21 protein-coding genes are annotated in these 20,021 nt (G+C 66.9%); 11 read left to right on the plus strand and 10 right to left on the minus strand.

The window, feature by feature from the left end:
- Nucleotides 1–55: 55 nt before the first annotated feature.
- Nucleotides 56–280 carry a hypothetical protein gene (locus IT779_RS36010; RefSeq protein WP_196153980.1) on the minus strand — a complete coding sequence of 75 codons (225 nt, stop codon included), beginning with the start codon at nt 278–280 and terminating at the stop codon, nt 56–58.
- 215 nt (nt 281–495) lie between these two features.
- Here IT779_RS36010 and IT779_RS36015 point away from each other — a divergent pair, with 215 nt between their 5' ends.
- Nucleotides 496–876: a hypothetical protein gene (locus IT779_RS36015; protein ID WP_196153981.1), complete on the plus strand. Its 381-nt coding sequence runs from the start codon at nt 496–498 to the stop codon at nt 874–876.
- Between the two features lie 205 nt (nt 877–1,081).
- Here IT779_RS36015 and IT779_RS36020 read toward each other — a convergent pair whose 3' ends face one another.
- The 5 genes from IT779_RS36020 to IT779_RS36040 form a co-directional block, all read right to left on the minus strand.
- Nucleotides 1,082–1,909: an SAM-dependent methyltransferase gene (locus IT779_RS36020; RefSeq protein ID WP_196153982.1), complete on the minus strand. Its 828-nt coding sequence runs from the start codon at nt 1,907–1,909 to the stop codon at nt 1,082–1,084.
- A gap of 61 nt (nt 1,910–1,970) precedes the next feature.
- Nucleotides 1,971–2,243 (minus strand): helix-turn-helix transcriptional regulator, encoded by a 273-nt coding sequence (locus IT779_RS38370; RefSeq protein ID WP_332839116.1) that lies wholly within the window; start codon nt 2,241–2,243, stop codon nt 1,971–1,973.
- A 116-nt stretch (nt 2,244–2,359) separates the two neighbouring features.
- Nucleotides 2,360–3,601, minus strand: coding sequence for an IS256 family transposase (locus IT779_RS36030; protein WP_196153984.1), 1,242 nt, complete (start codon nt 3,599–3,601; stop codon nt 2,360–2,362).
- An 81-nt stretch (nt 3,602–3,682) separates the two neighbouring features.
- On the minus strand, nt 3,683–4,228 hold the full coding sequence (locus IT779_RS36035; protein ID WP_196153985.1) for a DUF6597 domain-containing transcriptional factor: 546 nt from the start codon (nt 4,226–4,228) through the stop codon (nt 3,683–3,685).
- A 245-nt stretch (nt 4,229–4,473) separates the two neighbouring features.
- Nucleotides 4,474–5,790 carry a DHA2 family efflux MFS transporter permease subunit gene (locus IT779_RS36040; protein WP_196154035.1) on the minus strand — a complete coding sequence of 439 codons (1,317 nt, stop codon included), beginning with the start codon at nt 5,788–5,790 and terminating at the stop codon, nt 4,474–4,476.
- A 27-nt stretch (nt 5,791–5,817) separates the two neighbouring features.
- On the opposite strand from IT779_RS36040, the gene IT779_RS36045 reads away from it, so the two are divergent.
- The 5 genes from IT779_RS36045 to IT779_RS36065 all read left to right on the plus strand — a co-directional run bounded on the left by IT779_RS36045 (nt 5,818) and on the right by IT779_RS36065 (nt 8,012).
- Nucleotides 5,818–5,997: an SbtR family transcriptional regulator gene (locus IT779_RS36045; protein WP_196153986.1), complete on the plus strand. Its 180-nt coding sequence runs from the start codon at nt 5,818–5,820 to the stop codon at nt 5,995–5,997.
- Between the two features lie 77 nt (nt 5,998–6,074).
- Entirely contained in the window at nt 6,075–6,773 is a 699-nt protein-coding gene (locus IT779_RS36050; RefSeq protein WP_196153987.1) for a hypothetical protein, read from the plus strand.
- A 355-nt stretch (nt 6,774–7,128) separates the two neighbouring features.
- Complete coding sequence (locus IT779_RS36055) at nt 7,129–7,341, plus strand: hypothetical protein (protein WP_196153988.1); 213 nt, start codon at nt 7,129–7,131, stop codon at nt 7,339–7,341.
- Nucleotides 7,338–7,652 carry a hypothetical protein gene (locus IT779_RS36060; protein WP_196153989.1) on the plus strand — a complete coding sequence of 105 codons (315 nt, stop codon included), beginning with the start codon at nt 7,338–7,340 and terminating at the stop codon, nt 7,650–7,652. Before IT779_RS36055 ends, IT779_RS36060 begins: the two co-directional genes overlap by 4 nt.
- Before the next feature lie 210 nt (nt 7,653–7,862).
- Nucleotides 7,863–8,012: a hypothetical protein gene (locus IT779_RS36065; protein ID WP_196153990.1), complete on the plus strand. Its 150-nt coding sequence runs from the start codon at nt 7,863–7,865 to the stop codon at nt 8,010–8,012.
- 331 nt (nt 8,013–8,343) lie between these two features.
- On the opposite strand, the gene IT779_RS36070 is transcribed toward IT779_RS36065, so the two are convergent.
- Together IT779_RS36070 and IT779_RS36075 are read right to left on the minus strand one after the other, a co-directional pair.
- Entirely contained in the window at nt 8,344–9,852 is a 1,509-nt protein-coding gene (locus IT779_RS36070; protein ID WP_196153991.1) for a carboxylesterase/lipase family protein, read from the minus strand.
- 114 nt (nt 9,853–9,966) lie between these two features.
- Nucleotides 9,967–10,545: a TetR/AcrR family transcriptional regulator gene (locus IT779_RS36075; RefSeq protein WP_196153992.1), complete on the minus strand. Its 579-nt coding sequence runs from the start codon at nt 10,543–10,545 to the stop codon at nt 9,967–9,969.
- A 202-nt stretch (nt 10,546–10,747) separates the two neighbouring features.
- Here IT779_RS36075 and IT779_RS36080 point away from each other — a divergent pair, with 202 nt between their 5' ends.
- The 4 genes from IT779_RS36080 (at nt 10,748) to IT779_RS36095 (ending at nt 15,071) form a co-directional block, all read left to right on the plus strand.
- Nucleotides 10,748–11,224 carry a DUF1772 domain-containing protein gene (locus IT779_RS36080; RefSeq protein ID WP_196153993.1) on the plus strand — a complete coding sequence of 159 codons (477 nt, stop codon included), beginning with the start codon at nt 10,748–10,750 and terminating at the stop codon, nt 11,222–11,224.
- Between the two features lie 62 nt (nt 11,225–11,286).
- Nucleotides 11,287–11,685 carry a PPOX class F420-dependent oxidoreductase gene (locus tag IT779_RS36085; RefSeq protein WP_196153994.1) on the plus strand — a complete coding sequence of 133 codons (399 nt, stop codon included), beginning with the start codon at nt 11,287–11,289 and terminating at the stop codon, nt 11,683–11,685.
- 477 nt (nt 11,686–12,162) lie between these two features.
- Nucleotides 12,163–14,133, plus strand: a complete 1,971-nt coding sequence (locus tag IT779_RS36090; RefSeq protein ID WP_196153995.1) for a WD40 repeat domain-containing serine/threonine protein kinase — start codon at nt 12,163–12,165, stop codon at nt 14,131–14,133.
- Between the two features lie 191 nt (nt 14,134–14,324).
- On the plus strand, nt 14,325–15,071 hold the full coding sequence (locus IT779_RS36095; RefSeq protein ID WP_332839117.1) for an SDR family NAD(P)-dependent oxidoreductase: 747 nt from the start codon (nt 14,325–14,327) through the stop codon (nt 15,069–15,071).
- Between the two features lie 251 nt (nt 15,072–15,322).
- On the opposite strand, the gene IT779_RS36100 is transcribed toward IT779_RS36095, so the two are convergent.
- Together IT779_RS36100 and IT779_RS36105 are read right to left on the minus strand one after the other, a co-directional pair.
- Nucleotides 15,323–15,823, minus strand: a complete 501-nt coding sequence (locus IT779_RS36100) for a DUF6301 family protein (RefSeq protein WP_196153997.1) — start codon at nt 15,821–15,823, stop codon at nt 15,323–15,325.
- 48 nt (nt 15,824–15,871) lie between these two features.
- Nucleotides 15,872–18,775, minus strand: coding sequence for a hypothetical protein (locus tag IT779_RS36105; protein ID WP_196153998.1), 2,904 nt, complete (start codon nt 18,773–18,775; stop codon nt 15,872–15,874).
- 647 nt (nt 18,776–19,422) lie between these two features.
- Here IT779_RS36105 and IT779_RS38655 point away from each other — a divergent pair.
- Nucleotides 19,423–19,902, plus strand: a complete 480-nt coding sequence (locus tag IT779_RS38655; RefSeq protein ID WP_198429320.1) for a MarR family winged helix-turn-helix transcriptional regulator — start codon at nt 19,423–19,425, stop codon at nt 19,900–19,902.
- Nucleotides 19,903–20,021: the final 119 nt, after the last annotated feature.

Here is a 20,021-nt window from a genome sequence, read left to right on the forward strand (position 1 = left end):
TCCTACGGACTGCACCGCCACCGACCCGCCGCGCTCGTATCCCGATGCCGCGGCTTCACGCAGGCGAGGACCCAGCCAGGGCCCTGCCGACATGCGGGCCGAGTACCGAGAGTTCGACCAGGATCTCGCGCACGTCGCGGCGGTCGTCGGCCCTCGGGTGCATTGTCGACGTGAGAGCGGCGAACAACGCTTCGATGAAGCCGTCACCGCCGATTCGGAGATCCGGCAGCGTTGTCGCGCCCGCGAATCGCTCGCCATCGCCGTCCTGCTCGACGCTCACCCCGAGCACATCGGCTCCGGCGGCGCGAGCGAGGTCGGCGCAGGCCCGCGCGAATCCTTCGGATACCTTGTGGCCGAAGGTTCCTCGGTGAGGACCAGCATGGAGTTCGAAGGGGTCGCGGTCGATGATCGTCGAGTCGCCCCTGGAATCGGCGGGTGTCGCCTTGCTGCGTGCGTTGATAGAACGGTGTGAGATCCCGCAACGGAAGGAACCCGATGGGGCGAACAATTCCCGCGACTGCCGTGCCGGTACGCCGCACCCTGGTTGTAGCGCTGATTGCCGTGGCGATCGGGGCGCCGAGCGCGGTGACGGCGACTGCCGAGGCGCCGCTGGCTCGGGATGACGGCTTTTGCATCGATGAGAAGACACGCGTGCGTAACGGGTTGCGCGTCAGTGATCTCGGTTGCATTCATGACCACAGCCGCTTCCACAATCACGAGCGCTTCCATATTCCGCCGACTCTTCTCGAACCCGGCTACTTCCCCGAAGGTTGGGGCTTCACGACCACAGACGCGCACGCGGTGCAAGGTCAGGTGCCCATGCGTCGCGGCCACCTCGACAGTCACTTCGAAGCCGAGCCGTCGATAGAACCGTAGGTTGCGCTCATCCGAGGTTCCAGAAACGCAGGGACACCGGTCTGCCCGGCGGCTTTCATGCCGGGCAATACGATGGTTTTATCAAAGCCTTTGCCTTGCGCCGATAGTCGCAGCCCCCTCCGTGTCCAACACAATCGCCCCCAACCCTTTCATCTGATGCGGGACAGAACGCAGTTTGGCGTCCCGTTGACATACCGGACTGAAGTCAGTTCTTCGTCGCTTCCACGAAGTATCCGCGTGCGACGCCCGGAACATTCAGCGGCACCGCAGGCGCGGGCCAGCGCTGCCACCGGTTGCCCGCTTCGGCCGAATCGGTCACGGTCGTCGTCCAGCCGAAGCGGGCGGCGAGGTCGGCGGGTTCGTCGCTGGCGAAGATCCACGGCGCACCCAGCTCCGACATGAACCGGCGGACCGGTTCCAGGAACGGGGCCGCCAGCAGGGTCTGTCCGACGACGTCGTAGCACAGCGCCGAACCCGTGGCCGAGAGCGCGTCGATGCGTTCGAACAGCAGGCCCACCGCTGCCTCGTCCAAATACTGCAACAGTCCTTCGACGAGCCACACTGTCGGGATGTCGGTCGAGAAGCCCGCTGCGAGAAGAGCTTCGGGCCAGTCATCGGCCAGGTCGATACCTATCGGCACCCGCACGCACGTGGTCGGCGTCCCGGCGAGCACCGCGTCCTTGTTCGCGATCACCTCGGGTTGATCGAGTTCGTAAACGACTGTGTCGGGCCGCCACGTCAGCCGGAACGCTCGCGCGTCGCGGCCTGCGGCCAGGAGCACGAATCGGGTGGCGCCACCCTCGTGCGACCGCGTCAGGACCTCGTCCCAGAACCGGGTGCGGACCTCGATGATCGGGGCCGCGGCCGGGCCGAGGGCCGCGTCGTATTCCGCGTGCAGATTCCGTCCCCGCGTACCCGCGAGCGCCGTCGCGAACGGATCGGTGAACAACGCGTCCTCACGTCGCGATTCCGCGGCGCGTATCGCCGCGACCAGCAGACCGGTATGTGCTACCGCATGATTCGTTTCGTACATGCCTCCAGCGTGGCGGGGGCCGCGGCTGCCGGTATTGGATATTTCCGCCTCGCGCGGGTTGCTATTCGTCGATCGGGACATGGTGGGGCAGTCGGATGCGGCGCAGCCGATACTGCGCAGGCGTCAGTGCGGTGAAAGCGCGCAGGTCCCGATGCAGGTGCGCCTGATCGAAGTACCCGGCCTCGGCCGCGACCACCGCGGCAGGCAGACGACCGGTACGCAATTCCCGCAATGCGAAATGTAGGCGCCGGATTCGAGCGTAAGCCTTCGGACTCAGACCGACTTCGTCGTCGAACAGCGCGGTCAAACGCTTGGGTGACAGACCGAGGGTCACACTCAGATCCCCTATCCGCATCCCAGGACGTGTCTCTATCGCCCCGATCGCGGCGAGGACGGTCAAGTCCAAACGGGTGGTGTAGTTGGGATGGTCACCGCTGATCCGGTTTCGGGTCAGGCGGTCAGTGCTGTGGTGGTGGTTTCCTCCTGTTGGTCCGGTTCGGTGGTGGTGGTGGTGCGGGATCGGGTCAGGACGTCGAGTCCGAGGTAGCGACGGCCCTCGATCCATTCATCGTGTTGCTCGGCCAGGACGGCGCCGACGAGGCGGATGATGGCTTGGCGGTCGGGGAAGATGCCCACGACGTCGGTGCGGCGGCGGATCTCTTTGTTCAACCGTTCCTGTGGATTGTTCGACCAGATCTGACGCCAGATCTGTTTCGGGAACGCGGTGAACGCCAGCAGATCCGCGCGGGCGCCGTCGAGGTGCGCGGCGACTTTCGGCAGTTTCTCTGTGAGAGCGTCGAGCATCCGATCGTATTGGGCGGCAACCGATTGCGGGTCGGCTTGGTCGAACACCGAGTGCAGCAGGGTGCGGACCCAGGGCCAGGAACTCTTCGGGCATACCGACATCAGGTTCACGGTGTAGTGGGTGCGGCAGCGTTGCCAGGACGCGCCGGGCAGGGTCGCGCCGATCGCGGCGACCAGCCCGGCGTGCGCGTCGCTGGTGACCAGCTGCACGCCCGCCAGGCCGCGGGCGACCAGGTCGCGGAAGAACGCCAGCCATCCCGCGCCGTCTTCACCGGAAGTCACCTGGAGGCCGAGGATTTCGCGGTACCCCTCGGCGTTGACACCGGTGGCCACCAAGGCGTGGACGTTGACCACGCGCCCGTTCTCGCGCACTTTCAGCACCAGCGCGTCGGCGGCGACGAAGGTGTAGGGGCTCTGATCCAGTGGCCGAGTGCGGAAGGCTTCGACCTGGGCGTCGAGATCGCGGGCCATCATCGAGACCTGCGATTTCGACAGGCTGGTGATCCCGAGGGACTCGACGAGCTTCTCCATCCGCCGCGTCGATACCCCGAGCAGGTAGCAGGTCGCGACCACGCTGGTCAGGGCTCGTTCGGCGCGTTTACGACGCTCGAGCAGCCAGTCCGGGAAATAGCTACCCGACCGCAATTTCGGGATCGCGACGTCGATCGTGCCGACTCGGGTGTCGAAATCGCGGTGGCGGTAGCCGTTGCGGGAGTTGGTGCGTTGCGGGCTGCGTTCGCCGTAGTCGGCGCCGCACATCGCGTCGGCCTCGGCGCTCATCAATGTCGCGACGAACGAGGACACCATCTCACGCAGCAGGTCAGGGCTGGCGACGGCGAGTTGCTCGGCGAAAGGGGTATTCGGGTCGATACGCTGGACAGCGGTCATCGCGTGAACTTTCTCCTCGAAGACTTTGGTCGGTCTGCTGAGGATCACGCGGTGACCATCCTCTACTCGGCTACGACACGCTCAGACATTTGCTGGCGTCCGGTCGTACACCATCCTGCTGGACTCAACCGCGAGGACTTCGGGGTGCCGGTCCACGACGCCCATCCGCTCGGTCAGAAAACGTTCGAGGATCGTGAGGCGTTCGGCGACCGAGCCCGCTGCGATCAGTCGCCGATGCAGTCCGAGGCCGTCGCGGCCCCACACTCGATCCAACCCGACGCACGCACCTCGCAACTCGCGCAACGGAATCGGCATGAACGGGCGCGCCCCGCCCGGCAGGAAATGAACGGCCACCGTCTCGGAATCGGCGGCGATCCGCGAAACATAGGAGCCGGAATGTGGACCGGCGACGAAGGCGGGTGGCACCGGCACCGGCGTCCTACCGTCGGCCTGGAACACATCCAAGCGTTGCCGCGCCCCGACATCGATGATCACCGCTACCGCGCCGCGCGCCGGCGCGCGCTCCGTATACGCCCGATCCGCGGCATTGCGCCAGTAGGCGAAGAATTCGACATGATCGCCCAGAGGCGGTCCCGGCCGGTGACACCAGGGTTCGAGGTGCGCCATGAACTCAGGCTAATGCCGCGCCCGGACAACGTGGTCGGCCAGCTCACGACCGCGATTCGCCGTCGACACCATCGTCTCGACGACATCCCGCTTCCGGTTTCGTCGGCCCGATCCACCGCAGCCGACCCCGTCTGCGGCCGAGAATTCGTTGTCGGGATCGAGCAGGCCCGGCCCGGTGCGCGAGTGCTGATATTGCGGTAGTGACATGGCGACGGTCTCCCGATGAGGGGTCGCGGTAGACGGGGTCAGCGTGCGGGAGTGGAGGTGCGGGTGCGCAGGGTCGAGACAGCGACCAGGGTGGCGGCCGCGAGCATGGCGGTGACCGCGATCATCGCGGTGGCGATGGCGTGGTCGCGGCCGTGGTGGTCGAGCGCGCCGCCGTACACGGTGGTGGCGACGGCGATGCCAAGGGCGAGGCCGAGTTGCTGGGCGCATTGCAGCACCCCGGAGGCCGAGCCGGTGTCGGAAGCGGGCAGACCGGCCAGGATCACCATGTTCAGTGGCATGAAGGCGAATCCCACACCGACACCGAGGAGGATCAGCGGGCCGAGGACCGCGCCCGGGTAGCCCTGGACGTGGCCAAGCCGGGTGAGCCACCCTCCTGCGGCGAGGGTCACCAGGCAACCGGTGATCGTCAGTGGCGCGGCGCCGAGGCGGGGCACCAGGCGCGGCGCCGAACGGGCGCAGACGAACTGCGCCAGCGCCATCGGCAGGAAGGCCAGTCCGGCGCGCAGCGGGCCGTAGCCGAGCACGACCTGGACGTAGAGGGACAGGAAGAACATGATCGAGCCCATCGCCGCCGCCAGCAGCAGCATGTCGGCGTAGGCGCAGGCACGGGCCCGCTGCGCGAACAACCGCGGCGGCATCACCGGCTGCGCGGCCCGCATCTGCACCGTCACGAACAACACCAGCATCGCGACACCGGCGACGAAACATCCGATCGTGATCGGGTCCGACCATCCGTGCGCTGCGGCACGCAGGAATCCGTACACCAGCACCGCGACTCCCAACGCCGAGCTCACCGCGCCCGCGACATCGAAACGGGCACGGTGGCGGGGCGTCTCGGGCAGATACACCCGGGCCAGGGTGATCGCCGCGACACCGACCGGGATGTTGACCAGGAACACCCACCGCCACGACAGCGTGGTCAGCGCGCCGCCCAGTATCAACCCCAGGGTCAGACCCAATCCGGCGATCATCGAGAACACGCCAAGTGCGCGGTGGCGCCGCGGCCCGTCCGGGAAAGTCGCCGCGAGCAACGACAGCGACGCCGGAGCGGCGAAGGCCGCCCCGGCGCCCTGCACCACACGCGCCGCGATCAGCAACCCCGGCGAGGTCGCCGCTCCCGCCAGCAACGAAGCCAGGGTGAACACCGCGAGTCCGGCCACGAACAGTCGCCGCCTGCCGAAGACATCCCCCGACCGGCCGCCCAGCAACAGCAGGCCGCCGAAGGCCAGGGAGTAGGCGCTCTGCACCCAGGCCAGGTTCGCGGCACCGAACTCCAGATCCCGCTCGATGCGCGACAGTGCCACGTTCACGATCGTCGCGCCGATGATGACCATCAACTGACAGGCCACTCCTGTCACCGGATGCGCGCGGCCGGGGCCGAACTGCTCACCGCCGCCCAGAAAGCAGGCCGCGTCCGCACCGACCTCGAGATCAACGCACTGCTCAATCTCGCCAACGCCGTCGCACTCGCCATCGAGCACCGCCCGCACCAATCCACGCTCGCGATGTCCGTCCTGACCAACGGAATCCGCCCCGACTGAACCGTACGCGTCCAGCTCGGACAGCGCCTAACCGTGGCCCGAGGTGGTAACCACCGTCGGTTCAGGAAGAACGAGTAGTGGGCTACTCGCGCGCCAAGCGTGACGAGCGCGGCACCGTGCACCGCGGGGCGGGACACCGGAAGTTGTCCGAGCGTCGAGAGGATCGCGGAACGTTGCGTGCGAGTACGGAGGAGATACTGACCGAGTTCGATCAACTGCTGCGGCGACAGCAGCGCGGCATGACCCGAGTCGAGCGGTGGTGGCCGCACGAGTGGGCCGCGTTGGAACCGCGACTGGTATGGGTGCCCAACGATCCCGCGCGAGCGCCGCGTCCGCTGCCGGACCGCCGGGTCTCCACGAAGGACCGGTCCCGATATGGCGCGCCTGTGCCCGACCGGTGGGCCCGAGCCATCGCGGGGCAGGTCGCGACACGATTGGCGGCGCGGGTACTCGACGCGGCATCCTCGGCGTCCGACGAACCCGGCGGTCGGGCCGCGGTGGTGGAGTCGGTCGTAGCCCAATGGGTGGCGCGTATCGCCGAAACCGATCGTGGCGCGGACCGGAAAGTACCGCTCGCGCGGCTGCTACCCACAGGATGGTTGCTCCGATGCGATCGCGCGGCCACGGTCGGCGACGTACTCGTCGATCCGGTCGTGGTGCTCGTCGCCGCGAGTGTCGCTTTCGACGAACTCGACACCACGGCCGGAACCGACAATGCCGCCAGGATCTTGTTCGAAGCCGCTGCACAGACCTTGGAGAATCGGGAATCCGCGTGATCGGACGGCCGATCCGCTCGAGAACTCTCCGACGACCGGATCAGCGGCGGGTCGGCGGAAGGTATCGGATTCGACGCACGCGATACCGCTTCGGTGGACACCGGTGTCGCGGTCCGCAGCGCAGGTCCGGCCGCGTCCGTCAGGGGTGGGGGTGGTCGTCGAGCCGGTCGGACATGCGTTGCTCGGTGAGTTCGCGCGCCATCGGCGTCATCGGTGAACCTGGGCAGCGTCGCCCCGGGGGCCGGTGCCGCGAGCCCGGTCGGCTCGGTCGGTAGGGGAAGAATTGTTCGCCGTCGGGGTCGGTGACGAACAGCGGGGCTTGCCACGGTAAAGCGTCACGCTTTACCGTGGTGGTATGGCGAAACTGAACATCAGCCTCCCGGACGCGACGGCCCAGGCGCTGCGCGAGAACGCCGAAGGCGGCAACGTCAGCGCCGAGATCAACCGGGCCGTACTGCAGCGGCTCGCGGACAAGGAGTTGCGCCGCATCGCCGCGCACGAACAGCAGAACCCGCCGAAGTACAGCGATGCCGACTTGCTGCGCATCGGCATGGGTATGCCTCTGTGACAGAACTGCGTCAGGGCGATATCTACACCATCGCCGCCGGTGACGGCTTCCTGACCGTGGTGATCGTAGACGGGCAGACACTGCTGCGTCATCGTGACGTGGCGTTGGCGGTACCGGTGGTCGATGCGCGGGAGATGCCGTGGGACCTGCGGATCTTCTCGGTGGGTTGGGACGAGGGCCGCGTGCTCGCCGTACACCGATTCATTCCCTGCCTACGAACGGTGCTGCAAGCCGGAACCTACGACGGGACGGTGAACACCGAGATGCTCGACTTCATCAAAATGGTGCTCGCTGTGCGGTTCGACCTCTGACCATCATCGCCACCTCGCCGCACCGTATCGGGGTCTCGACTGTATCGGCCGAATTTCGGGCGGATATGGCGTAATCCGCTGGTAGAGGGCGGGTCTGCGTGCTGGTCGGGTCGGGGTTGTCGGCCGAGGCGGTCGCGGTAGATGCGCCGTTGCGCGAACAGGTGCTGTGGCATCTGCTCTACGAATCCTCCGCGCACCGAAGAAGTGCTGATGCTCGACGTCGCCGATCTCGACACCGCCAACCGCGGTGGTGACCTGCAAAGGTGGGGCCCGCGAGGTTATCGCGTGGCAGACCGGCACCGCCCGGCTGCTGACCAGCTGCAAGTCCGGCCGCTGTTGCTGACCGACCGCAAGGCGTGACCGTCGGTGGTCAACGACATCGACCCGACGACCGCGCGGGCTCGGTTGTCGTATCGGCGGGCGGCCGAGCTTTCGCGGGGCACACCGCCGCCTTCGACGGCGGCCCCCACACGCTGCGCCGGCTGCGCCGTTCCCGCCTGACTCACGCCGCGGAAGAGGGCGCGTCGACGCCGGCGCCGATGAAGCTGTCCGGCACACCTCGGTGCGCAGCCTGCGCGAAATACGCGCGAGCTCCCGACAAGGGGCTGCGCCGCTTGCAGGCCGACAGCGACCCGGCTGCTCGGCGGAGAGGATGACCGCACAGGTTGGAATTCGTTGCCTTGCTGGTTGTTCAGACAGTGAGGTCCAGGGTGTCGAATCGGTGGGCTGACCAGATTCGCCGCGAGGCGTCTTCGGGGTAGGGTTGGGTGATCGGTTCGGCGTCGTAGACGCGGGTGGTTCGTGTCCGCGGATCGTAGGGTGCCCAACCGGGCTTGCCGGTGGCGGCGAACTGCACCCAGTCGGCACGCATGTACTGGCCGACCTGGTTGATTTCGTTCGCGGCGTTCGGATGGGCGGCCCGATGGGCGCGGACCTCGTCGGGGCCGAGGGTGCCGAACAGGAGCAGGAAGTCCAGGCAGTGCGAGGCGCCCTGTTCGGAATTGAAGCTCCAGGTGAGTTCGTAGAGCCACACGGGTCCGCCGCCTGCGTGCGCGGCGTCGGCCAGATGCAGGCTCGGCATCCGGAACAGCCAGTCGGTGCTGAGTACTTCGAGGCGCAGGCCGGGGGTGGCGTCGGGGTAGGCGGTGCGATAGAGCCTGTCGCCGTCCGCGGTGGGGGCGAGGTGGTGGAATGCCGCGGTCATGTGCGCTGGGGTCGGTTCGCTGGCGGGCCGGGATGAGTAGAGCCGGAACTCGTCTCGGGTGTGGCCGATGAGCAAGTCGACCCCACTCGCGGCGCCGTCGGCGACCATGCTCCACGGTGCGCTCGGCAGAACGTCGCCGTCGACGACGGGCGAGAACGGGGTCGGCGTGAACGTCATCGGACCCCAGATATCGACGAACTCGGGCATCTTCGCGATCACCGCGGTGGTCGCGGCGGTCAGAGCACGCGGTGGCAGCCGGCGGAAGTCGGAGACCGTGGCTTGGACGCCTGCCTCGGTGGCGATCGTCGCCGAGATCGCGGCGGCGAGTTGTGGGGTGAAGTAGGTGCCTGGCATGGATTGGCTGATCGCGCGTCGGAACAGTCCGGCCGCCCTCGGCATGACAAGCAGGGCGGCGATGGATGCCCCGCCTGCGGATTGGCCGAACACGGTGACGTTGCAGGGGTCGCCGCCGAACGGGGCGATATTGTCCTGGACCCAGCCCAATGCAGCGATCTGGTCGAGGATGCCGCGGTTGTCAGGAGCGCCGGTGATGCGGGCGAAGCCGTCGACGCCGACGCGATAGTTCATGCTGACCACCACCACGCCCGCCCCGGCGAGTGTCGCGGCGTCCAGGTGCGGGTTGGCGGTGTTGTTCTCCAGATAGGTGCCGCCCTGGATCCACACCATCACCGGCAGTTTCGCGGCACCGAGGTCGGGTGACCAGACATTGAGGGTCAAGCAGTCCTCGGATCCGTCCTCGGTGCTGCCGGACACCGACGACATCACCGAACCGGTGTTGCCGGGTTGGGGAACCGGTGGACCGAACTGCCGTGCGTCGCGGACGCCGTCCCACCGCTGTGCGGGGACCGGGGCGGCGAACCGTCGTGCGCCGACCGGCGGTTCGGCGTAGCGGATGCCCCGGAAGACCGCGATAGGGTCTTCCCATCTGCCGCGCACAACTCCGGCCGTGGTGCGGATTTCAGGTTCGATGTCCACGCGATGCTCGCTTCTCTCGGTACCGGACGAGTTGTGATCAGCCGAAATCGCATGAGCCCCGCCTGCGTGCGTACGCGTCCGGCCAGGGGTTCGGTGTCGGGACCGGCATCCGACTTACCGGGAGCGCCCCTTCGTCCATTGCGCGACAAATATTTTCAACCGTGCGTCACGGTGGCTGGGACGTAGCCGCTTGCCCCGATCCAGGGCGGCCAGGCCGTGCAGTGAACTCCACGCGACCTCGGTGAAGGTTTCCGCGTCGGAGCCCGTGAAGGGTGCGAAGGTTCGTTCCAGTTCCGCGAAGGCGTCTTTCAACGGCTGTGGTGCCGCAGGCCCGAATTCCAAGGTCACCTCCATCCCGAAGATGGCGTCGTAGATGGCGGGCCGTTCGGTCGCGAACGCGAGATAGGCGGCGGCCACCGCCGCGACCGCCAGCACCGGGTCGCCTGCCTCCTCCCGTGCACGGCGGGTGATGGCGGCCAGCTCCGCGCAACCCTCTTCCGCGACGGCGGACACGATCGCCGATTTTCCCGCGAAGTGGCTGTAGAGCACCGGCTGGCTGTACTCGATCTGGTCCGCCAGCTTGCGCACCGTCACCGCGTCCCAGCCTTGGTCCTCTGCCATTTCGCGGGCGGTGTCGATGATCAGACGACGGCGCGCGGAGCGTTCCCGTTCACGGCGCGTGGTGGCACTCATGTCGGAATCCTAGCATCGCTAGACAATCCGACCGATACGATGCTATCTTTGCTCGTGATGTTAGCGGTGCTAGATTGCGAGCCCTGCGATGACCACTCGCTGCCTCACCCCCGTCCTCTCGCTACTCGGGCGCTGTTCATCCTCTCCATCGGTGCGCGCAGCCACTGATCCACCGACCCGCAACCAGCAAGGAAGTCTCGCCATGCTCGTCACACTCGGACAAATCCTCACGGGCGCCGCCATTCTCGCCAACGGAGTGATCTACGGCACCGACGCCTGCTACGCCCTCATCACCCGCGCGGTCTACGCTCGCCTGGACGACGCCACCGTCACCGCGTCCGCGGGCTGGGGTCACTACTACGGCGACCGCCGGATGCCCCCGATCGGTGTAGGCGGCATGATCACCACCGCCATCGCCGTGATCGTCGCGGCCATCAGCGGTCACCCCGGCGCCGCCGCCGCCGCGGGACTCGCTCTGCTCGCACTCGTGGCCTGGCTGGCCCTCTACATCCGAATCGCCAAGCCCATCAACACCGCCCAAACCGCCGCCGCCCGGTCGGGCAGCACGCCGCCGAACGCCCGCGCTCTCCAAACCCGCTGGGACAGCATCATCCACGCTCGCGTGGCCTTACAACTGGCCGCCCTGGCCGCCCTCGTCACCACCCTGACACTTTTCTGAACACCATCCGGCTGACCGCCGGGGGCGCACCTGCTATCGAATTCACTCCAGGAGTATCCGAAATGACCTTCACCATCAACGAACAGCAGTTCCTCGCCGAGGCCGGGATCGGCAGGCTGGCCACGGTGTCACCCGACGGCGTCGTACAGAACAACCCGACCAGCTACCGGGTGAACGCCGACGGCACGATCGACATCGGGGGCATGCGAATGCGTGCCAGCCGCAAGTGCCGCAACGTCGAGGTCGGGAGCCGGGTGTCGTTCGTCATCGACCAACAGGTTTCCTCGGACCCCTATGTGATTCGCGGCATCGAGGTGCGCGGCACGGCCGAGGCGCTCGATGACGAGGAGCCACCGTTCCCGCCACAGGAACGCGCGGTCATCCGAATTCACCCCGAACGGATCATCTCCTGGGGCATCGACGGTGGATCCTTCGACTTCACCAGTCGCGGCGCCGAATAGTTCTCTTCGGCGCGTAGGTCGCCGGGCGGGGGCGTTGAGGTCGAGATCGCGTGCGCAGTCGAGGGTCTCGCGGGTGTGCCGATGGAGTTCTCGTAGCTGTCGGGGCCGGGGAGGTATATGGCGAATTCCCAGGTGGCGGCGTAGCTGGTTCAGCGCAGGCGCATCGGTGGCAGCGTGGTGCCGTCAGCGTGTTTCACCGGTGAAGTAGCTGGTACGGCTCCCACCGCCGCACGCGCCCGACACTCCGCAGCGATGCTAGCGGTCCCACATTTCGGGCGTGACTGGATCTGCCCGAGCGCGTCGGGATGTCGGCGGAGACGTCGGCGCCTGGCCGACTTGTGCGCCGAGGCCAACGGGGAACGCGGCGAGGCTGTGAGCGGTCGTGTGCTGCCGCCATTTCGTTCGGTGAGCTACATTCCTGTTCTGAGACTGCCCGGTTCTGCGGTGCGGTGTCGTCTCGGAGATCGGGGAATCAGGGTGGTGCTGCGGGCGGGGGAAGTCGTCGCCGGGTTCGTCATCGAAGGCGTCCTCGGCGCCGGAGGAATGGGTGCGGTGTATGTGGCCCGCCATCCGCGCCTGGAACGCCGTGTGGCGTTGAAGGTGCTGCACGATTCGTTGGCCGGTGATCGGCGTGCTCGGGCAGCGTTCGAACGTGAAGCGGCACTGGCCGCTCGTTTGGAACATCCCAATATCGTCACCGTCTACGACCGCAGCGGGCCCGAGGATCCGATGTTGTGGTTGTCGATGCGTCACATACCGGGCGGAGACGTCGGTGTGCTCTTGAACGCGGCCCCTTCGGGGTTACCGGCGGAGGTGGCGGTGGCTGTGATCGCCGATGCCGCTGCCGCTCTGGACTACGCGCATTCCCAGGATGTGCTGCATCGTGATGTGAAACCGGCGAACTTGCTGATCGAGCCCGACCCCCGGCACGGACAGCGGGCACTGCTCACCGATTTCGGTATCGCCCGCACGCTCGACGACACCGTAACTCTGGCCGAAGTCGCGGCGACCCTGGCCTACGCCGCACCTGAACGTTTCACCCGTCGACCCGTCGATCACCGCGCCGATATCTATTCCCTGGGCTGCACCCTGTACCACCTGCTCACCGGAACGGTGCCCTTTCGCGGCGGCGGCGCGGTCGAAGTCATCGCGGCGCACCTCAACGACCCACCGCCGAACCTGCGCTTGTCGCGGTCGGATCTGCCCACCGCGATGGACGCCGTCATCGCGACCGCCCTGGCCAAGGATCCCGCCGACCGATATCCCAGCTGCCTCGCGTTCGCCGAAGCTGCCCGATCTGCCCGGATCACCCCGCCGAGATTCCCTACACCGAAGCGCCCCGCACCGGCGATCGCTCCTGTCGCACCGGCCCCAACGCGCGTCCACGAGAATGCCTTCCCCGCACAGGTATCCCGACAGTCCGAACCGCCACACTCGCCGCGGCCGATCACTCGGCGCCGGTTGCTGATCGGGGGTGCCCTCTGCACCGTCGCGGCCGGGACCGCGATCACCCTGCTCCGCGACACCGACCATGCTGATCCCGATGTGTCCGCGCCGACCGCCCCCGTTGCCGACGTTCTCGCCCATGACGACGCGGTGTTCTCGGTGGCGTTCAGTCCGGACGGCCGGACACTGGCCACCGGCGGTTTGGACAAGATGGTTCGACTGTGGGATGTGGGCACCCACCAGCGGATCGGCAACATGGCCGGGCACACCGACCTGGTGAATTCGGTGGTGTTCAGCCCCGACGGTCGCACACTGGCCACCGGCGGTTTCGACTCCACCGTTCGGTTGTGGGATGTGCAGACTCAGCGGCAGACCGGCGAGCTTTCCGCGGACACCGGTGCGGTGCATTCGGTGGTGTTCAGCCCTGACGGCCGCATACTGGCCACCGGCGGTGCGCATACCGCGGTTCGGTTGTGGGATGTGGGCACCCATCAGAAGATCGCAGACCTGCGCGGTCACATCTCCCCGGTGAATTCGATGGCGTTCAGCCCCGGCGGCCGAACACTCGCCACCGGCAGTCAAGCCGCGATGTTTCGGTTGTGGGATGTCGGTAATTTCGAGGTAATCGCCGACCTGCCGGGGAACGGCGTTGCGGTCTATTCGGTGGCTTTCAGTTCCGACGGCCGAACACTGGCAAGCGGCGATGGCTATAAGTCGGTTCGGTTGTGGGATACCGGTAGCCGCCAGAAGATCGGCGACCTGTCAGGAAACGGCGGTGCGGTGCGATCGGTGGCATTCAGTCCCGACGGCCGAACATTGGCCGCCGGGAGCGAGGACGCGTCAATTCGGTTGTGGGATATAGCCGGCCTCAGGCATATCGATGTGCTGAGCGGCCACAACTCCGTAGTGTGGTCGGTGGCGTTCAGTCCCGACGGCCGAATACTGGCCACGGGCAGTACCGACTCAACCGTTCGACTATGGAAGCTGCCCGGAACCGCGTAACCGATCGCGAAATCGGGGCAAAGTCGTGGGCGGCGTGTGTTGTGCGGTGTTGTCGGGACCATTCGGGGTCCTCGGGTGGGGGCAGGATGGGCGATCACGGTTGGGGACCGTTTTCCCAGCCGAGTGCAGCACCGGATGAGGGCTGTCCAGTTTCGCCGCACCGTACATACGAGCGCCTCTACAATGGCCCGGTGTCGTTGAGCGGGAAGGTGGCGGTGGTCACCGGTGCGACAAGCGGAATAGGCCGTGCGACAGCGCGATTGCTGGCTGCGCGTGGAGCGCGGGTGGTGGTGTCGGGGCGCGATGTCGCGCGCGGTACCGATGTGGTGGAGGAAATTCGCGCGGGCGGTGGCAGCGCCGATCTCGTGTGCGCGGAACTGAGGACCGCCGCCGACGCTCGGTCATTGGCGCGTGCGGCCGAGAACGTCGCGGGGCCGGTCGATATCCTGGTCAACAACGCGGCGATCGCGGTGTTCGGTGCCACGGCCGTCATCGAGGAGTCCGATTTCGACGCGTGCTACGCGATCAATGTGAAGGTGCCGTTCTTCCTGGTCGCGGCGATCGCGCCGGGGATGGCGGCACGTGGGTACGGCAGGATCGTCAACGTCAGCACCATGGTCGCGGGATTCGGGACACCGGGCTCGGCGGTGTACGCGTCGAGCAAGGCGGCGCTGGAACTGCTGACCAAGTCGTGGGCCGCCGAGTACGGCCCGCACGGGGTGCGGGTCAACGCCGTCGCTCCCGGCCCGACCCGCACCGAAGGCACCGTCGACCACTACGGGACGGCGCGACTGGAGGCGCTGGGTGCTCGGGCGCCCGCGCGGCGGGTGGCCGAGGCGGACGAGATCGCCGAGACGATCGAGTTCCTGATCGGTGAACGGGCAGGCTTCGTTCACGGTGCGATACTGCCCGTCGACGGCGGGCGCGCCGCGGTGTAACCGGCGACAGCGGGAGGGTGCGCAGTCGCCGGGAACGCTCACTGCCGCACGACGGCCGCGACAGTAGTCGGCGGCAGGCCGAGAACTTGCTCGTGTTCCTCGAGGACCACCCGGGAAAGACCACCCCTTTCCCGTTGTCGGCGGCACGAGGCGCCCGATCACTCGGAACTTCAGATGGGCGCGAGCTGCTACTTACTCCGCCACCTGTGCCTGTGCCTGCCTACTCCGGCCATGCCGATGGGCGATGCCGCTCAGATGTCCTCGATCAAACCGAGTCTTTCCCGCTCCGCGTATTCGTCGATGTCGGCCTGATACTCGGGGCGGACGAGGCTGAGGGTGACTGCCACGACGCCCGCGTCGAGTCGCACGATAATCCGCGGGTAGTCCCATCTGATCATCGCTTCCATACCTGGTTCGTAGCGCGCGGGCGGGCCGAGGGCATCGACGAAAGCGTCCGCCAGGTCCTCGAAACCTCGGAGGATGGGGGGCATTCGCTCTTCGGTGGGTGCCCGGAAATCGGCGACATCGGTGACCGGCGTTGCGAAGCGGATGATGTGCCCGTTCTCCAGACGGACGTAACATTCCGGTCTGTTCACCGCGAGGTCGGTACGCAACCACATGACGCCGTTCTCTCGGAGGAGTTCCCACCCCGCGGCGTCGCAGAACGGGGTGGGGTCGTCGAGGGGCCACTTCCAGTCGAATTCCCTGGCGATCCCGGCGATACGGGTCGCACCTTCGATGTCGGTGTGCATGAGTGCAGGCTACTTCCTGTCGGATCGATCGAATGGTCGAGAGTCGTGTTACCGAATGTGGGCGCCGTGGGTGAGGACTGCTGCGGACTCGCGGTCGAGTACACGGCGCTGATCCATCGCGGGCATGCTGATGTCGATCACGAGGGATTGATCGGCCCCGGCCCTGTCTTGTCGCGGCAGGAACGGCGCGATCACCGGCAGCACGGGCGCCGTCCATCCGGCGAGGTTGTGCAGATCCGGTAGGGCGAGACCGCCGAGCCAGTTCGACGGGGCGCCGTCGATCCCCCCGGTGGTCGCGGCGATCGGTGTCGCGCTCGGGGGCGGCGGGCCACCGGGTTGGCCGAGGGTGAAGTTCTTCGCCGTCTGTGGATCCACGTTGTAGGCGGTGATGGTTCCCGTATTCGGATCGGTGTGTACGAGCACGTAATCGAAGTCCTGTCGTCCCGACAGCAACTGTTCGGCCAGATCGGTGCCGTTCTTCTCGTCGTAGGCGCGCAACGCCGCGAGCGACTCCGAGTCCGGCCGCAGGAACTCGTCCTGCGCGTAGGGCAGGGTGCCCTGTTCGAACGGCACTGGTTTGTCCAGGCCCACATCGATCTGGCGGGAGCCGAACTGTGTCGCCGAGTCACCGCCCTTGTATTCCAGCAACACGACCCGACGGGTGCCGTCCGGGAGTGTCACCACCCCGAGCCGGTCGGCCGTGTAGTTTCCCGAACCCTCGTGGATGACATCGATTCGCGCTTTTCTGGCGTAGTAGTCGCCGCCGATCTCACCACGGACCTCGGGCAGGCGGCTGACCGCCGCCCGCTGCTCGCGCAAACTCTTGGCCAACTCCGCCAGGCGTATGGATTCGGGATCAGTGAGTTTGAGTTGGTGGGATTCGTCGAGCGAGTCGAGGGTCCTGTCGAATCTCTCGCCGGAGAAGTCCTTGACCGTCGCCTCTCGGAGACCGCCCTTTCCATCGGACACCATGAGCTTGGTCTGCCTGCTGTCGAGCATTGCCTCGATCTCGGCTATGTTCTGGTCGCGGACCGCCTTGCTCGCGTTCTGCGCGGCGTCCACTTCGCCGAGCATCCATCGCTCCCGAGCGGGCAACGAGTCGATCGGAATCTGCGCGATGGGGTCGTCGAGTAGTTTTCCCGGTAGCGCCGAGTCGGACGGGGACGCGTCCCAGGGTTCCTTCTTGGTGTACCGTCCCTGCTGATTTCGCCACGAGGTCGGTTTTCCCGGTTCTCCTTCACGGGTGATGCCCGGTGGCAACTCCCTACCCTCCGGCAGTGCCGGCCGCGCACCCACGCCGGGATTCGGACCGAAACCGCCGTGCTCACCGGGGAATCGGCGCGGAATGTCCGTGCCCGGCCGCGTGCGGGGTCCGAAAGGATCGGCGCGCGGGTCGTTGATATCGGGGCCGTCGATGCCCGCCGGGTCGGTTCTACTCCACGGGGGCCGCGCGCCGTAACCGCCGCCGGGTCGATCCGGAATTGCCGCTCCCGGTGGGACTTCGGTGGAAAGGTGCGTTCCCGCGCCAGGATTCGACGGCACGCCGGGGTGTTCGAAGCCACGGGGACCGGGAACAGTAGGCCGTACGCCCGCTCCCTCGGGGAGAACAAGGGAGGTACCGGGTCGGGTATCCCACGGGTGGTACATCGGACCGAGTCCCTCGCTGCCGACTCTGGCCCCGCCGCCGAATGCTCCCGTGCCCGCCGCCTCGCCGGGGATCGTGCCGAACCGCTCGAGGCCCTTGCCGATCTTGCCCAGAATCAGCATGTCCAGGCCGGGAACAAAGGTCAGGGCCGCCAATCCGGCGCCGAACGCAGCCTGTCCGTAGTCGCCGTTCTCCAGACCTTCGGTCAGATCCGCGAGTCCGGTCAATTCGCCCAGGCCGTGCCGGAACTCGGATTCGTTCATCAGTCCGGGGCGGTACAGATTCGGGTAGAGACCGGGGTCGTGGGTCGGGACATACGGCGATTCGTCCGGGATGAACGGGATACGCGGGTCGTAGGAATAGCTGCGTGGGGCGTTGCGAAGCTGTTCCGCCGCTTCGGGACTCAGTTGCGGAATGCCCGCGGTTTCGAGTCGATTCCTGGCCGCGGCGATCCTGTCGACCAGCACGCTCTCGGCCTGCTTGCCCGGAACACCGGACGCGATGAGCCGCCGGAGCTCCTCACGGTAGGCGGGGTGGTTCGGCGCGAAATTCCCCAGCTGGATATAGATCTGGTCGTCGTCCTGCTGCCGCACGGTGTAGGCGTAGTTGGCGAGTCGTTCCGCCGCTTCACGCCGCCGCCGCTCGCTCGGTTCGTCCAAGGGCCCGGTCGTGCTCGCCCAGCCGAGGTCGTTGGACAACTGGGTGGCACTGTACCCGGGACGCGGCATCACGACGCTTCCGTCGACGAGCCTTGGCGCCGCCGCCGGATTCCAATGGGCGTTCAGACGCGCGGCCGCGTACGCGCGCATGGCGTCGGTATACGGTCCGGCAGCGGTGCCGTTGACCACCGCGAGGTCGTTGTCACGTTGTGCCGCGGTGTAGGAGGGGGTCGTGGAGTACAGACCCGCCAGTTCGTTGGGCGCGTAACCTGCCTCGGCCTTCCACACCAGCGGGTCGTACCCCGGCATGGTCATCGTCGTCTCGACGCCACCGAGACCGTTCCCCAACGGAACCGGCTTGTTCTGGAGGGTCGTGCCGCTGGGCAGTGTCAGGGTCTCGCCGGGTTCGAGGGGACCATTCTCGGTGATGACCAGAATGTCGAGCGGCCCCAGGCCACCCTTCGGAGGTTCCTGTTGTTGCTGCGACGGTAGGGGACCGGTCGATATCCCCAATGCCGCCCACCTGCGCCTCTCCTCATCGGTGAGGGGTGGCTTCGCTGATGTCGAGGTGTTCGGCGTGACCGAGGTGTTCGGGTTTCCTGCCTTCTCGATCTTCTGATTTCTTGCTTGTTCCTTGTCCTTCGGCACGGGATACCTCGAAATCGGTGGGAGCCGTCCGAATCGGAACGGCGGCGGTCGGAAAAAGCGCGTGCCGCTTCCGATTCGGAGATCGGAAGCGGCACGTGTGGTCTCGGGGATACGCCGTGGCCGACTGTGTCGGACCGGACAGCGTGGGTTCGGACTCGCGTCGATGAACGGGGGAAGTCTTGTCGGCGAGCGAACTTCACGAAGCAGGCGACGGGCTCCGCGTCGTGTCGACGCGGTCAGCGTGGAACGCACGACGGGATCATCGGCGTCACTACTCGACAGCGCCGCGTCACCGTCCGTAGGCGCAGCACGAAACGCGCGGCGTTCGGCCGCGTGCGAATGGGATTGTCGGACCGGGAGATCGGCCCAGAGTGTTGCGCGCATACGTGTGGCGCCAGCCAAAGTATCACCCAAGCAACCGCGGCAGGTCAACCCTTCCCGCGCGCAGCACCGTTCCACAGTCCCGGCGCGAAGGAAGTTTCGCGGTGCATTCGCGATCATGGCGCGCGCGAATGCGGGCCGGTTGATCGCCGACCGGGGGAGATCAGTTCGTTCATGTGGCGCTGAATTTCGTGTGGCTGCCGCATATCGAATGTGCCGGGTGCGCCGACGAACGCCCGCGTACTTCAGTGAATTACTATGGTCAGGTGCCTGACGACAATCGCATATCAGACGGTGACCTGCCCGAACAGGATGGCGGTCCATTACTCGGGCTGCTCTTGCGGCTGCTGAACCAGAACTGGGCGCGTGAGGTCGATGCCGCTCTGGTGCGCGCCGGATTCGGCGATCTGCGCCCTCCCCACGCGAATGTCTTCCCCTTCGTTCCGGTCGAGGGGATTCAGGTCAGCGACCTCGCCGAATGCGCGCGCGTGCGCAAACAGTCGATGGCTCAGGCGGTGGAGCAGTTGGAGCGAGCCGGATACGTCGAGCGACGGCCCGATCCGAGTGATCGGCGAGGCCGCTTGGTGTTCCTCACCGCCCGTGGCGCTTCGGTGCGGCCGGTGGGCGTGACCGCGGGACGTGAAGTGGAGCGGGAATGGGCGCGGCTCGTCGGGGAGCGCCGCCTCGAGGAATTGCGCGCGACCCTTGTCGAATTGGTGGACGGCCTCGCCGATCCCGCGCCGTGACCGAACGGGCTCCGATCCACACCGCATGGACAGCCGCCTGTCCAATGCGCTACCTTAGTCAGGTGCCTGTCTATTATTGGCGGACATCCGCCACCGGCAGGCCGCCTACGGAAGGGGCG

It is taken from the genome of Nocardia bovistercoris, assembly GCF_015674855.1.
Classification (GTDB): Bacteria; Actinomycetota; Actinomycetes; order Mycobacteriales; family Mycobacteriaceae; genus Nocardia; species Nocardia bovistercoris.